At 41.5% G+C, this 15,116-nt stretch carries 10 protein-coding genes; 3 read left to right on the top strand and 7 right to left on the bottom strand.

Going from position 1 to position 15,116, the window contains the following annotated elements; translation table 11 throughout:
* The first annotated feature begins 12 nt into the window (after nt 1-12).
* Together AAEY75_RS13015 and AAEY75_RS13020 are read left to right on the top strand one after the other, a co-directional pair.
* The gene (locus AAEY75_RS13015; protein ID WP_352259776.1) at nt 13-1,248 is read left to right on the top strand and encodes a winged helix-turn-helix domain-containing protein; all 1,236 of its coding nucleotides are present in this window, start codon (nt 13-15) and stop codon (nt 1,246-1,248) included.
* Nucleotides 1,245-2,351, top strand: a complete 1,107-nt coding sequence (locus tag AAEY75_RS13020; RefSeq protein ID WP_352259777.1) for a DNA alkylation repair protein — start codon at nt 1,245-1,247, stop codon at nt 2,349-2,351. Before AAEY75_RS13015 ends, AAEY75_RS13020 begins: the two co-directional genes overlap by 4 nt.
* Before the next feature lie 35 nt (nt 2,352-2,386).
* Here AAEY75_RS13020 and AAEY75_RS13025 read toward each other — a convergent pair whose 3' ends face one another.
* Together AAEY75_RS13025 and AAEY75_RS13030 are read right to left on the bottom strand one after the other, a co-directional pair.
* Nucleotides 2,387-2,749 carry a M20/M25/M40 family metallo-hydrolase gene (locus tag AAEY75_RS13025; protein WP_352259784.1) on the bottom strand — a complete coding sequence of 121 codons (363 nt, stop codon included), beginning with the start codon at nt 2,747-2,749 and terminating at the stop codon, nt 2,387-2,389.
* Between the two features lie 200 nt (nt 2,750-2,949).
* On the bottom strand, nt 2,950-3,123 hold the full coding sequence (locus AAEY75_RS13030; RefSeq protein ID WP_352259778.1) for a hypothetical protein: 174 nt from the start codon (nt 3,121-3,123) through the stop codon (nt 2,950-2,952).
* A 264-nt stretch (nt 3,124-3,387) separates the two neighbouring features.
* On the opposite strand from AAEY75_RS13030, the gene AAEY75_RS13035 reads away from it, so the two are divergent.
* The gene (locus AAEY75_RS13035; RefSeq protein WP_110924306.1) at nt 3,388-4,293 is read left to right on the top strand and encodes a LysR family transcriptional regulator; all 906 of its coding nucleotides are present in this window, start codon (nt 3,388-3,390) and stop codon (nt 4,291-4,293) included.
* Between the two features lie 83 nt (nt 4,294-4,376).
* Here AAEY75_RS13035 and AAEY75_RS13040 read toward each other — a convergent pair whose 3' ends face one another.
* The 5 genes from AAEY75_RS13040 to AAEY75_RS13060 form a co-directional block, all read right to left on the bottom strand.
* A complete protein-coding gene (locus tag AAEY75_RS13040; protein ID WP_110924249.1) occupies nt 4,377-5,693 on the bottom strand; it encodes a DUF3100 domain-containing protein in 1,317 nt (438 codons plus the stop codon).
* Nucleotides 5,694-5,742: 49 nt separating this feature from the next.
* Nucleotides 5,743-6,906 carry a M20 aminoacylase family protein gene (locus AAEY75_RS13045; RefSeq protein WP_110924250.1) on the bottom strand — a complete coding sequence of 388 codons (1,164 nt, stop codon included), beginning with the start codon at nt 6,904-6,906 and terminating at the stop codon, nt 5,743-5,745.
* A 216-nt stretch (nt 6,907-7,122) separates the two neighbouring features.
* Nucleotides 7,123-8,661: an aldehyde dehydrogenase family protein gene (locus tag AAEY75_RS13050; RefSeq protein WP_352259779.1), complete on the bottom strand. Its 1,539-nt coding sequence runs from the start codon at nt 8,659-8,661 to the stop codon at nt 7,123-7,125.
* Nucleotides 8,662-8,664: 3 nt separating this feature from the next.
* Nucleotides 8,665-9,594 carry an NAD(P)-dependent oxidoreductase gene (locus tag AAEY75_RS13055; protein WP_281269563.1) on the bottom strand — a complete coding sequence of 310 codons (930 nt, stop codon included), beginning with the start codon at nt 9,592-9,594 and terminating at the stop codon, nt 8,665-8,667.
* Between the two features lie 1,748 nt (nt 9,595-11,342).
* A partial coding sequence (locus tag AAEY75_RS13060) for a calcium-binding protein (protein WP_352259780.1) occupies nt 11,343-15,116 on the bottom strand: 3,774 nt, incomplete at its 5' end.

A 15,116-nucleotide genomic window follows, 5' to 3' on the forward strand; every position in this document is an offset into this window, starting at 1 on the left:
GTTTAGGCCAATATGATTAAAATTAAACATCCTCAAGAGCTAGCGCGTTTACGTCGCCTTGCCCTATCAGCACAAGGTTTGCTACAGGCACAAGCTTATGGCAGTGGTTTGGCAGGGGCGTGTAATGCGATTAACCATATGGGTTACGTACAGATTGATGCTATTTCGGTGGTAGAGCGTGCTCATCATCATATTCTTCATTCTAGAGTACCTAATTTCAAACCCGCTATGACCAATCAGTTATTACTCAATAAAGACATTTTTGAGTACTGGTCTCACGCTGCAGCTTTTTTACCGATTAAAGATTTTCGCTTCTCATTACCTTATAAACACGCGATTAAAAATGGCCAAATTCATTGGCATAAAGAGCGTGATAGCAAGCTGATGCAAGAATTATTAACACGCATACGTATCGACGGTCCGTTGCGATCTCGAGATTTAGAGTCGAATGCTACAAAGCGTGCAGGTTGGTGGGATTGGAAACCTGCGAAAAAGGCACTTGAACAGTTGTATATGGAAGGTGACTTGATGGTTAGTAACCGAGAAGGTTTCCAAAAAACGTATGAACTAACTGAACGGGTATTACCTTCTGAGGTAAACTTAAAAATGCCCAGTATGGATGAGTTGGCCACGCACATTGTCGATCAACAGTTCCGCTGCTTGGGGGTTACCTCACTTAAAGGCTTGACTTATTTACGTCAAAATAGCGAACTGCGCAATGCAGTGAAAAGCTTGGTAAATGAAAGATTAGTGCAGAATATTTTACAACAAGTGCAAATGAGTACGGGTGAAATATTGTTAGTGGAAACCGAGGCGATTGAACGGCCCCTTCCCCGTCTGAATAACCGAATGTTGATCCTTTCGCCATTCGATAATAGTGTCATTCAACGCGATCGGCTTAACGTACTTTTTCAATATAACTATCAACTAGAATGTTATGTTCCTGCAGCGAAACGACAGTATGGTTACTTTTGCTTACCGCTACTTTATCGCGGTGAATTTATTGGTCGGATGGATTGTAAAGTGCATCGAAAAACGTCTCATTTAGAAATTAAGTCATTATATTTTGAACAACATAAGTTTGATCAAGAGCTTGTCATTAAAGCATTTGTAGACGCGATTATACCATTCTGTCATTTTCAGAAATGTGACTCAGTTTCGCTGATTGAAGTCTACCCAAAACAGTTAAAAGAAAGATTACAGAGTGCATTAAAATGTATTATTGACGTTAATATAAAGGCCATATGATGAGTGCGCTGTTTAAAGAGCTTTATTCAAAAAAATTCTATGATTTTTTTGCTCAAGCCTGCAATGAAATTCTTTCTGATTTTGATACACAAAAATTTACAGCACTGATTTTTTGTGAGCAGTTTGATGGTTATGAATTCAAGCAACGGGTTTCTCATACTACAACAGTTCTACATCAGTTCATGCCAGAACAGTTCGAACAAGCAGCTAAACTTATTCTAACTTTGGTTAAGCACTTTGAAGACCTGGGTGTTAAAGCAGATAGTTTAGAATATCTGTTCTTACCAGAATACATCGAGCGATATGGGATTAATGAGTATAGGAGTGCTGTTTCTGCCTTTGAAGTGATCACGCCATTTATCACATGCGAGTTCGCAGTAAGACCCTTTATCGTAAAGTATGAACAGCAAATGTTAGAACAGATGATATTGTGGACTACCCATAAGAATAATAGAGTGCGTCGACTCGCCAGTGAAGGTTCCCGACCAAGATTGCCGTGGGGAATCGCATTAACTTCACTGAAGAAAGAGCCGGCTCCGTTGTTAACTATTTTTGACCAGCTAAAAGAAGATGAGTGTGAACTTGTCAGGCGCAGTGTGGCTAATAGTATTAACGACATCGCCAAAGATAATCCTGACTTTGTTATTCGCTTTGCTCGGGAGCACTATGGAAAAAGTAAAAACACAGACAAACTCATTAAACACGCTTGCCGAACGTTACTAAAAAAAGGAAATCCAGATGTGCTCGAACTTTTTGGATTTGATAGCCGTGATATCAACATATCAGAGTTCTGCCTAAAACAACCTGTCATTGTGATTGGCTCTGAACTTGAATTTACCTTTTCAATTCAAAACAGGAGTTCATTAAGTAAAAAGCTAAGGCTGGAATATGGTATTTACTATCAGAAAAACAACGGAAATTTATCGCGTAAAGTGTTTAAAATCAGCGAGCGGAATATTAGGCCCGATGAAATATATTCGGTAACGAGGAAGCAGAGTTTTAAAGTGGTAACAACCCGCAAGTTATACTCTGGTGCACATCAGGTATCACTTATCGTCAATGGCCGTGAATTCGAAATTCTGGATTTTGAACTAATAGAGTGATTGTTGTGGTCAATGCCGCTCCTGCTGCTATAGGATCAGCCCCTAAATGTGGCATGGCTGCATGAGTGCCTTATAGTTCCGTTATTGACCGCAATCTCTCCCACAGGTAGGCCTGGCCAGTTATGTAGCCCGTAGACAGCATCCATAGGGAACTTATCAAACAGTCCATCGTCAATCATGGTCTTTGCACCACCTAAGACCTCTTCAGCAGGTTGAAAGATAAAATAAATAGTGCCGTTAAATTCTTTATGCTGGCTAAGATGCTTTGCCGTACCAAGCAGCACTGACGTGTGACCATCATGACCACAGGCATGCATACAGTTTTCATGAGTGGATTTATAATCAATATCGTTTTGCTCTTTTATTGGTAGCGCATCAATATCAGCTCGTATTCCAATAGTAGGACCTCAGCTGTTCTTTAGGATACCGACAACCCCTGTACCACCCAATCCTTGATGCACCTCAATTCCAAAGGCTTTTAACTTATCAACAATAAATGATGAGGTCTTGAACTCTTTAAAACCAAGCTCTGGTTAACTATGAATCTGCTTACGCCACTGCTTCACTTCACCTAAACTGGATACGGTGTCAGTCTCTCTTAGTCTACTGTTTGTAGCACTTTCACTTGGCTGCCTTGTATCCAAATTATTTGACCACCACATGTCATATGCCCTGAAAATCTTGCCAATCCCAACCAAGCACCCTGCTCTTTATGATAACCAAGGATTCCTTTAACTATTTTTTCGCACTGTTCGTTATTATAATCAGTCATCACCGGTGCTAATGAAGATTCACGTAATACCAATACCAGCTGATTAATTGCCTAAAGCTATGTTATCGGAATAGGCTTGATGCGCTATGCAGACATTAAACGTCTAGGCCACTGTTTGTTTTTATTAAGGTATACTTTTTGATACACCACGGGCACTTCTGCAGAACCAACTAAATAATATACCGACACTGGATTTTATTGCTCCATCATGGGTCAAAGTGCTGCACTTATTCAATGAAACCAAAAACAGAGCAAGAGGAAGCAATGAAAGAGATTAATGGAAAGCGATTATCCTATCTTTATGAGGCTGTGACTATGGGTACGATCCGGGCTGCAGCAGATAAGCTGGATATTGCTCCCTCGGCCATCAGCCGGCAGATATCTCTGTTAGAAAAAGAATTAGCATGCATTCTTATTGAACGGCACCGAAAAGGAGTAACACCCACAGAAGCTGGTAGTATTCTCTTACAGTTTTATCGGGAATCAGTATCCGCTGAAGAAACTTGTGTTTCCAAATTACAGTCGTTGTTGGGATTACAGCGGGGTCATATAAAGTTAGCAATGGGTGATGGTTTTGTTGGGGATTTGATGCTTGGCCCATTATCTGAGTTTGCCTGTCTATATCCGGCGCTAACACTTTCGATCAGTACTGGTGGATCAAACGAGGTGATTCGTCAGGTTGAGGAGGATGAAGCGCACATCGGGCTAGTATTCCATCCCAGCAGTCATCCGCGCATCCGATCACAGGTTATCAGTTGTCAGCCAATGTATATTATTGTTTCGCCCGACCACCCATTGGCCGATCGAAGTAAACCTATGCAGTTAAAGGAGCTTTTGGAATATCCAGTGGGGTTGGCTGAAAGTCGTTTTGGCGTGCGTCAGTTACTAGCGATGGCCGAATTTCAACAAAAAATTCGATTTGACCCTATCCTAACCACTGACTCATTTACTGTGCTAAAGAACTTTGCTCGCTCAAATATGGGATTTACCTTTCTACCGTATTTTGTAGTGTCCAAAGAAGTGAAAGACGGACATTTGATAGCAATCCCTATAGACAATACGCTACTGTCAAGCGGTGAAGCTCATATCGTCACTCGATTGGGTCGTCATCTATCCCAAGGCCCTCATGAATTACTACAGCATATGAAGTCATGGATGAAGGCTTTGTAAGCGGGCTACGCACCAGCAACGTTGAGTTGCTGGACGCTGTTTTGAAATAGCTATTAACATCGAACTGAATGGCTTAGCGCCTTTTACAGCATAGCCTGGGCTATCATGGCAGAACCCAAGAAAGTGCCTGTAAAAGTAAGCAGCGCAACCACTGCGATTTTAAATCCAGATTTTTTAAACAAAGTCACCTCCATCTGAGAGATTGCAAACCCTGCATAGGCAAGCACAGGCGTAATGAGTTGTAATACGCCAAGCTTTTCTGTTTCTACTAAGACATACTCGCTCAGTGGAAACTGTGGCAAAGATATCAAAATGGCCACAATTGATATCCAAGCAATAGCAGGGACATTGACAGGAATGACTTCTTTTAATAAAACGCCAACGATACAACACGCGAACAGAATTAACATGGCAGGTAGAGCAGAGATTGGATCAACGCCTTGTCCCACCCAATTGCTTAGTAATAGAACGATACAGATAACCGCTAATAGGGATAAAGACTGCTTTACTGATAAAATAGATTGCTCTGGTACCTTTAAACCAAAATCTGTTTGTGTGGCAGTACTGATATCATTATTCTTCTTAAATTTGTTAATAACTTTATATAAAAACTCTGTGAATGGCAGGGCAACAAACAAACTCACGAATAGCCCTGTGGCGTAAGTTAATAAATTAGAGGTCGCTGCAAACGCAGTAATAGTTTCCGCTTGAGCAGGTACCGTTTCTGCGAGCGCTGCTGAACAGGCACCCATCATACTACCACTACCAATACCACAAGCCATAGCGAGCGCTCGAATATCCATGATATCCATAGAAGCAATGATACCCGCCATTAATGAGAAGTAAATCGCGCCAAACAAGGTACCCATTACATAGACACCCATTACGCCGATACCTTCGGCGCTCTGCAGTCCATACTTGTCAGCAATGAGCGCAATATTAGGTTCACGTGCAATTGAGTGAGTGGCACCAATAGCCTCCCTCCCCATTCCAAATACCAATACCGCAACGGGTAAGGCGATAAGAGCAGTCATTACATTGCCCAATTCTTGTAGTAAAAGGGCGGGACCTGCGGCTATGATTTCTTCAACTTTAGGACCGACACCAACACCAAATTTTGCAATGAAGGGCATGATACTTAAAAGGACGGCGTAGCTTGCAAATTTTGCTCTATCCTTGGAAATTACCGCTTTCATTGAAGGTATAACGTTGGGGTTCAACAGTAGTGTAAATATGAATGCGTATAGTAAAGGCAGTAAGACTAGTGTACCAATACCAATAGGTATCTTAATGATCCCTATCCATTCTGCAAATAGCGATGTAATAATCACTAGTAAATGCAGCTTCCAATCAAATAAGTGCTTCGTCATTGTACTTGATAGTATAGTGGTATTATTCATAGCAGTTCCTTTTGCATTTGATGATTCCTACGTTTTTTGATGATTTGGTTTATGCAGAAATTTTTGGTAACTGAGACTCAACTAAAGAGACCCATACTTTGATTCCTGTCTCAATAGCATCATCATTAAAATCATAAGCCGCATTGTGTAGTGGTTTGGAGGGGCTATTACCATCAACACCTAACCAAAAATAAGCGCCCTTGACGACTTGACTCATAAATGAAAAATCCTCAGAAGCCATTGATGGCTCCACATCAGTATTTACTTTATCCGCACCCAGCACTTTAGTAGCAGCCTCTTTGATTTCAAGATAGGCTTGGCTGTCATTAGTGGTAACTGGATAGCGAATATGGTAATCCATCTCTCCTGTGACACCATATAAAGGCGGCAATGTTGTAACCATTTCTGTCAGCATATCCTGCATGGACTGTCGTACGTCCATATCAAAGCTACGAACGGTTCCTTTTAGAATGGCGTAATCAGGGATAACATTGGTCGTATCACCACTATTCATCTGCGTGACGCTAATAACGCCTGATTTGAGAGGAGATATTCGACGAGAGACAATAGACTGAATATTAGTAATCAATGCCGCTCCTGCTGCTATAGGATCAGCCCCTAAATGTGGCATGGCTGCATGAGTCCCTTTACCAGTCAAAGTAATCTCAAAAGTATCAAAAGACGCCATCATAGGTCCGTTATTGACTGCAATCTCTCCCACAGGTAGGCCTGGCCAGTTATGTAACCCGTAGACGGCGTCCATAGGAAACTTGTCAAACAACCCATCGTCAATCATGGCCTTTGCACCGCCCAAGACCTCTTCAGCAGGTTGAAAGATAAAATAAATGGTACCGTTAAAATCTTTATGCTGGCTAAGATGCTTTGCCGTACCAAGCAAAACTGACGTGTGACCATCATGACCACAGGCATGCATACAGTTCTCGTGAGTGGATTTATAATCAATATCGTTTTGCTCTTTTATTGGTAGCGCATCAATATCAGCTCGTATGCCAATAGCAGGGCCTGAGCCATTCTTTAGGATACCGACAACCCCTGTACCACCCAATCCTTGATGCACCTCAATTCCAAAGGATTTTAACTTATCAACAATAAATGATGATGTCTTGAATTCTTTAAAACCAAGCTCTGGTTGACTATGAATCTGCTGACGCCACTGCTTTACTTCACCTATTAGGGTTTCGTTAATTAACATCTATTTTCTCCTTTAATATAGACAGGTAACACGGTGATATATCGATTGAATCTTTGTTATATTTCCAAACGGAAAACAATAAAATCTGAAACTTGAAAGCTAAATTGCCCATTCCGAAATTGGTTGCCTAGACATAGAAACACCGGAAAAATAATTTTGAGTAATCTGTTTAAGAAAGCCTAATGCCTGACCTTAAAACGCCATTAACCAAATATACTATTGGATTGAATAACCAAACTGGATAGCCGAATCCTTAGCCGTTTCCACCCACACACTCTTCGTCTGTGTATATTCGAGTAAACCTTCGTAGCCACTAGATCGTCCATAGCCGCTCTCACCAAAGCCACCAAACGGCGACATTACATTGATTGCCTTATAACTGTTCACCCAGAACGTGCCCGCATTTACTTGAGCGGCCATCCGATGCGCACGGCCGACATCAGCCGTCCAAACCGCGCCCGCTAAACCAAACCGACTGTCGTTTGCTAACGCTACCGCTTCTTCTTCATCATCAAATGAAATGACAGAAACAACAGGTCCAAAAATCTCTTCCTGTGCAACTCGCATATTATTTTTCACGTTGGCCAATACAGTTGGCTGATAAAAATAACCATTTTCACCGCCAAAAATTTCACTTGGTTTTCCACCTGCGGCAACAATCGCACCTTCAGCAATACCGTCGGACACTAATGAGTGTACGTGGTTGAACTGTTTTTGATTATTGATCGGTCCCACCATCGTGCCTTCCTGCCATGGCAAGCCTACGGGCAACCTACTGGCTGCTGAAGCAACCCGATCCACGACTTCTTGATAGACATTTCGATGAACCAATAATCGAGCACCCGATACACAGCTCTGTCCAGCAGCAGAAAACACGGCAGCTTGCGCACCCACTACCGCACGATCAAGATCAGCATCAGGGAAAATTATATTGGCTGACTTGCCACCTAGCTCCAATACGCAAGGAATGACACGTTGCGCAGCTGCCGAAGCAATGAGAGCACCGGTCTGTGGCGAACCTACAAAAACTACTTTTTTGGTTGCCGGATTAGCAATCGCGGCAGTACCTGTGGTGTGTCCCAGCCCATTAATGACATTTACCAAACCACGCGGGATACCTGCTTGCTCAAGAATTTTAACGAGCACTGTTGAGCTTAGCGGGGTTAATTCAGATGGCTTTAGTAGTACGGCATTTCCTGCACAAATGGCCGGTGCAATTTGCCAGCCTCCGGTAAATATAGGTGCGTTCCAAGGGGTGATTTGAGTGACGACACCATAAGGCTCATGACGGGTATAGTTCAAGTGAGTGGTTGGTACGGGAATAACCTGTCCCATGATTTTGTCACACCAGCCAGCATAATATTCAAACATCTCTGCAACTTTTGCCACCTCAACTCGGCAATCCCGAATAGGCTTACCTGCAGATATGCACTCTAGGCGTGCCAGAGATTCCGCGGCTTCACGTATTTTCATGCCGCATTTCCACATTAACTGACCTCGTACACTGGCAGTCATTGACCACCATAGTTTTTGAGCGTTAATGGCAGCAGCGGCCGCATCAGCAACAATATCTTTCCCCGCATCACGATAAATTAGAAATGTCTGGCCGGTCGCGGGGTTAATCAGTTCAATATCGTCTCCTTTACCTGTCACCAGCTCTCCATCAATCCAGCTGCCAAATTCAGAAGTACCTAGCAGTTCATTAAGCAATAGTTCAACTTGCTGCTCACCATTTCCTTCTACTATAAAACTCATGATCTACTCTCCCAAGCTGGTATTTTTGATAATGCAGTTAAAATCATCCTGATCAGGTATGTTTTCTTCGCTCTGCGCCCAAATCTCAGCTACCTGTTCGGCCAAAGGTAATTCTAATCCCATCTCACCGATCATATTCTTTGCCAAACGCACATCTTTGCGCATCAGTTGCATCGTAAAACCGGAATCAAAACTTTGATTGAGAATCCAACGAGGGAAGTTAACCTCACTGATTGCGCTACGACCTGAACCAGCGTTCAAACCAGCAATAAGGTCTTCAGGATCAAGTCCTGCCTTGGTGCCCAAAGCGACTGCTTCGGCAGTGGTCACTAGATGCGCAGCACAAAGTAGATTATTGATCAGTTTGGCCGCATGTCCGTTACCAGACTTTCCCATGTAGACCACTTTTGAGCTTAGCGCATCCAAATACAACTTGGCACGTTCAAGTGAACTCCTTTCACCACCAACAACCATCACCATAGTGCCGGCTTCAGCGCCCGCTGGACCGCCACTAACAGGGCAATCTAATAACTGATGGCCTAACTGATTCAGCTCTACCCATAGTGCACGTGTCACCTCTGGTTCTGAGGTAGAAGTATCAATAATCAGGGTATTGGGCTGAGCACAGTCAATAATGCCATCTTTGCCTTTAACAACTGCTTGTACATGCTTTGCCATAGGCAGAGATAGAATGATGACACTAGATTCAGCACACAGCGCTTTAATGTCTGCAACAACAGTCACGCCGATATCCTTGGCAGATTGACGTTGGGCTTCTCCTATGTCAGTGCCGAACACACTAAAACCCTCGCGGAGCAAAGACTGAGCCATACCGTTACCCATACGGCCTAATCCGATGATGCCTAAAGTATTTTTATTCATACCTGTCCCTTTATTTTTGTATCTTTTGTCAGTTTTATTGTAACCAATCAAACATTAAGAAGAACTACAGTGAATAGAGTTTTGTGTTCTAAAAAAGGCAACACTAGCGTCAGCAACGAGACAGTTTTCTCTTCACTTCATTTTGTTATTTATGGAAATTGGTGAGACGTTGCTAAAATAGCTGGCATAGATTTACTTTAACGGATTAATGACTTGGCTTTGGTAACGCTGTCCTTTCGGTCTTGGTGGGCGGATTTTTTGTGTGGATGAGGTTGCCTAGATAAATACGGAGACCGAGTACAAGATCCAGAGAATTACCAGCTCAGTTGCCTTAGTTAGCCAATCAAGGTAATGACACATCTCAAATAGTATAGAGGTACGGCGGGATGATGAAGAATCTTAAAGGTGGGACGAAGCCCTTGGTTGCGGTTGTATTCAGGGAGATATTGTGGATCGTCCATATGGTGAGTATTTTTTCCAGCGTATTCCTCTCACAAAGCTTATTGGGGTAAACGATAGTTGTGACAATTTTGGAAAATAATCGAAGTCGACAAAAACCTATTTTCGAGACTTACGACTTAATATTCGATTTTCATAAAGATAGTTGGCGTTATCACTCGTTTGCCAAAGCTGTTTGGGATTCAAAGGATCATCCTTATCCATCGATATATATTCACTTAAATGCAAGATAAACCTGAATTCTTTAATAAAATTTGAGCCTCAATATAGTGGAGAGTTGGTTTTTGAGCATAATTAAGTACTTTTATTCATATTATATTTCGATAGAGGGTCACTATCTCATAGCTCATACTACGTCCTGAAGCCTCAGATTATCTTTGCATCATCCCCTTCTCTATCAAATCATTAAATCTTGTAGTAACTAATTCTCTCATCACTGTAGAAAACAGGCTAGACCATAGTCTATTTTTTGGTCCTCAAACTATAGATATCTAATACTATCACCGACTAAATAGTCTCCATTTCTGTATCAATCTCAAAAGTAGCAGCTAGTCCTCCTGTCACCTTTCTCTGAATATCAAGCAAGAGAAGGCTCTACTTACTTATCATTTAGGGATTCACTTTCAATATTTTGGTCTAATCTGATAGTAGAGTGGAGGTAAAAATACTATAAAAATGCAGTGCCCAAATACGAGTTAAATATTAATTTACATCAATATAATACCGATATATAATTACCAACATAGGCTACATCCCTTTATCTACGGTTTATGTAGAATTAAATCATTTGAAATAGGTTTGTCGACCTACCTTGACATGGTAGAGGTCAGCAGTTCGAGTCTGCTTATGCCTACCAAATTTAGAAAGCCCCGATCTCACGATTGGGGCTTTTTTTGTCTGTAATATATGGGCTGTAGAAGAAAACTCTTGCTTGCATCGACTCATAGTCATGATTATACAATCAGCTTTAAATCATTTGAAAAAGTAACGGTGGCCAAATGGTGACCCAAACGTGACCAACCCTTAAAAACCATTAAAATTAAATTCCTTTTTTTGACCTCTGTTTCGAATTTTAACTTTAAATCTATTGCTTGGTATCAGCTTTCATTGAAATCCTCATACTATATATTCATATTTTTTCAATTGTAGTATATTCAACATGAGATATTAGAACATGCTAAGAAACACATATAATCTTTTAAATCGTCAATTTTCTATCAAAATTATTGATATAGTCAATTAACTGCTATAGAACAAAAATCCAGATACTTGCAGTATCTGGATTTTTATGAGGTTCAAAATTATTTTAGAATGAATGCTAAAAGGGCGGAGTAATAGATTTAAATAACGCCACCATACTCATTATTCATACCATTCTCTTCAAACTGCTGCATCATATTTAGCATAGTGCCCAGCGTGCTTTGATGTTGTGAGCTAGATACGTTAGTAGGGTTAGGATTACTGATGCCATAAGCTCCAAATATCTGATCGGCGCTGATACTGCCGCCTGATGCAAAGCTGATATTACCGACTGCTGACTCTCCTCCTTCAAAGAAATCAGCGATTGTTAATTGGTCAGTAGTGCCACTCACTTTGAGAATCAGATCGTCATTGCTGCGCATGAGTCCACTGGCTATATCGTTAAAACCAACTCCATCAAAATAGATGTTGTCAATGCCGCCGCCCGTATTGTCTATGGTATCTTGTCCAAATCCTGCTTCGAAGTAATAGAGGTCGTCGCCTTCACTACCTTTTAATAGATCATTACCCAGTCCACCAATGAGGATGTCATTACCCAGTCCACCATCCAACTGATCGTCGCCTAGTAATCCCTGAAGTCTATTATCAACTTCTGCACCTTGAAGCTGATCGTTAGCATCTGTACCCACAATATCAGCAGTTGCATCAAGGCTATCAGGTGTACTTGGTACTGTATCGTCAATAGATGTGGTTTCTGGTATCGCTTTACCAAACAGTCCAAAAATTTGCTCGTGTGAGATGCTACCACCAGTCTCAAAACTGATGGTTTCAATAATGCTGTCACCATTGCTAAAGTAATCTTTGATAGTCACTTGATTGCTGACATCACCATTGACTCGTAAAATGAGATCATTACCAGAGCTCATCAACCCTGATCCAACCTGATTATAAGTAATACCGTTACTAAAGATAATTTCGTCTACACCATGCGTATCAATAATAGTATCTATGCCAGCTGTGTAGATATACGTATCGTTACCTCTGCCACCTTTCAACTGGTCGTTACCTGCAGTGTCTACGATAGTATTATCACCCGATAGATCTGTATTATCAGTAGGTACTTCAGGATCGGTTGGTGTGGTGGTGTCGTCATTGCCACTATTATCTGTATCACCACTGCCAGATCCAGGTAATGCGGTCAATTGACTGGCGATACTCTGAGCAGAGATAACCATATTACTGCTTGGAACAATATAGTCGATGGCTTGATCATTACTACTAAAATGTCCTTCGACTTTAACTTGCTGATTCAAGTCCCCATCGACTAGGATAATGAGATCTTCTCCTTCTTGATGGTAGCTGAGTTGACTCTTATCTATACCTTGGAAGAAGATGCCGTCATTACCACCACCACTGTTGTCAATAGTATCAATGCCTTGGTTGGCTTTGTAGATGTAGCTGTCATTACCTGCGCCGCCAGATAAGGTATCGTTACCGTCTTCACCAGATAAGGTGTCATTGCCTGCGCCGCCGTTGAGAATATCATTACCTGAGTTGCTACCTGAGCCGTTACCGCCTGCTAGGTAGTCGTCACCTGCACCGCCGTTTAAGGTATCATTACCAGTAAACCCAAACAGCTGGTCATCACCTAAATAGCCATTGATAAGGTCATCACCAGTCGTTCCTGAAAGCTGTTCGCTACTGTCTGTACCTTCTACGATATTATCAGGCGTTGTTTCTACTGGGGTATCCACGGGTTGGCTTGAGTTAATGGTAAGAGTGAGATAAGCACCTGCGCTAGTGCCAAAGAGATCGCCTGCCCAGAGTATAAATGAGTAGTTACCGATGCTATCAACAGTTGGATCGCCAGTAAGTGTGAGAGTGTCAGCATCAAAGCTTAACCAGTCAGGGATATCTTGGTAACTGCCATCAGTATTTTGATCTGCAAGGGTAATACGATAGCTTAGAATACTATCCCACGCATCTTGATCGACGATGGTGTCTGCATCAAATTGGACGTTTAGACTGTCGTCATCATTGATGGTAATAGCTTGCGGATACTTATTAACAGTAGGTGCATTATTGTCTGCTCGGTCTATGATAGCGGCATCAATGTCCTGTTGAGTAAGGACAACTTCCTCTCCGTTGTTATCAAAAATGATGCGATCGATTTTGTTGTCAATGATTGGCATCGGTACGCTATCAACGGGCACATCATCAATAAGTGAATCGCCGGATAGTGAATCATCGAAAACCACTTCATCGCTTTCTATTACTTCATCTGATACTGCAGTTTCAGCAGCTTTAAAGTAATCTGCAATCCAAATATGTTCATCACTACCGGCAAAGCGAATCATTAAGCTGTCTTGCTCTCGTGTGAACGACGATTGCTGTTGAGAGTAACCTTGAATGACCAAGGTATCAATTGCTTCTACATTATCAGTCACACTGATAGTGTCTTGACCACCACCTTTTTGATAAATAATGGTGTCATTACCGCCTAAACCATTCACGAAGTTACTCTGTTCGTTAAGCGTAATAACATTATCAAGCTCGTTGCCGAACGCTGTTTTGGCATCACCTTTTAGAATGAGGTTTTCGATGTTATTTTGTAGATGATGGTAGCTACCAGTATTTGACCAGTTGCCCATGTCATCTTGGCGATAAAATCGATGATCATCCCATTGCTCTACGGTATCATTACCGCCTGTGTCACCTTGAACATAACCGTATCTTAATTGACCTTCTACAACTTGGTCTCCTTCGTACAGTATATTTATACTGCCAGTATTTGTATCCAAAGTATCGTATTTATCAACAACATAATAATCGTCACCAGCTCCCCCTGACATGATATCGGCACCTAATTTACCATCAAGGTAGTTGTTCAGCTCATTACCTTGAATATTATTGTCTTCTTCATTACCGATAGCTGAAATAGCATAGCCAACAAGAGTTAGTCCTTCAACATTAGCACTTAATGTATAGTCAGCAGAAGCTAAAACTGAATCGTATCCTTCTTGAATGTTTTCAACGACGATATCATCAGTATTATCAATATAGTAAATGTCGTTACCAATACCACCTATTGTAGTATCGATACCTAAACCACCATCCAATATATCGTGACCAGCTTTACCAAATAAAGTATTGTCTAATTCATTACCATACAGAGAATTACCTAACTCATTACCAGCTAATGATATGGCTTCCCCTGTTATGGTTAGATTCTCGATACTAACACTGTCAGAAAGCTCATAATTAACTGTAGAGATAATAGAGTCATTACCTTCATCAGCAATCTCAGTCACTTTATCTTGAACGTTATCAATGTAATAAGTATCATCTCCTCCCTTGCCTATCATGACATCTTGGCCGATATTACCATCCAAAATATTATTATTCGCATTACCTACTAGCGTATTATTCTGACGGTTACCTGTAACAGATATTGCTTCACCAGTAATTTCAGCGTTCTCAAGGTTTTCGTCTATTAAGATATAATCATAGGTTGCAATAACACTATCGCTACCAGCACCCACACCTTCAATAACCTTATCCTCAGAAGTATCAAGGTAGTAAGTATCATCTCCTAAACCACCGATCATAGTATCTGCACCAGCACCACCATCTAATTGATCATTGCCTTCGCCACCATCTAAAGTGTCATCGCCATTTTGGCCGTATAGAGTGTCATCGCCAAGTCCGCCTTCCATAATATCTACATCAGCAAAGCCATAAATAGTCTCATCAGTGTTAGTACCAATGACAGATTGCTCTTTAATGATAGTCGTATCCCATACCACATCATTATCAAATACAATGGTTTGAACTTTGGTAACCTCAGTCGTTTCTTCAGAATCACTAAACTGGTTGGCCACTCTAATGCTATTCTCTGTGCCTAACTGTTCAAT

The organism is Psychrobacter sp. TB55-MNA-CIBAN-0194, from assembly GCF_040309505.1.
Lineage (GTDB): Bacteria > Pseudomonadota > Gammaproteobacteria > Pseudomonadales > Moraxellaceae > Psychrobacter > Psychrobacter fozii.

Excerpts from the sequence above, each read along its gene's own strand:
- AAEY75_RS13015 (WP_352259776.1), top strand. The coding sequence starts at position 13 with ATGATTAAAATTAAACATCCTCAAGAGCTAGCGCGTTTACGTCGCCTT.
- AAEY75_RS13020 (WP_352259777.1), top strand. The coding sequence starts at position 1,245 with ATGATGAGTGCGCTGTTTAAAGAGCTTTATTCAAAAAAATTCTATGAT.
- AAEY75_RS13030 (WP_352259778.1), bottom strand. The coding sequence starts at position 3,123 with ATGACTGATTATAATAACGAACAGTGCGAAAAAATAGTTAAAGGAATC.
- AAEY75_RS13035 (WP_110924306.1), top strand. The coding sequence starts at position 3,388 with ATGAAAGAGATTAATGGAAAGCGATTATCCTATCTTTATGAGGCTGTG.
- AAEY75_RS13040 (WP_110924249.1), bottom strand. The coding sequence starts at position 5,693 with ATGAATAATACCACTATACTATCAAGTACAATGACGAAGCACTTATTT.
- AAEY75_RS13045 (WP_110924250.1), bottom strand. The coding sequence starts at position 6,906 with ATGTTAATTAACGAAACCCTAATAGGTGAAGTAAAGCAGTGGCGTCAG.
- AAEY75_RS13050 (WP_352259779.1), bottom strand. The coding sequence starts at position 8,661 with ATGAGTTTTATAGTAGAAGGAAATGGTGAGCAGCAAGTTGAACTATTG.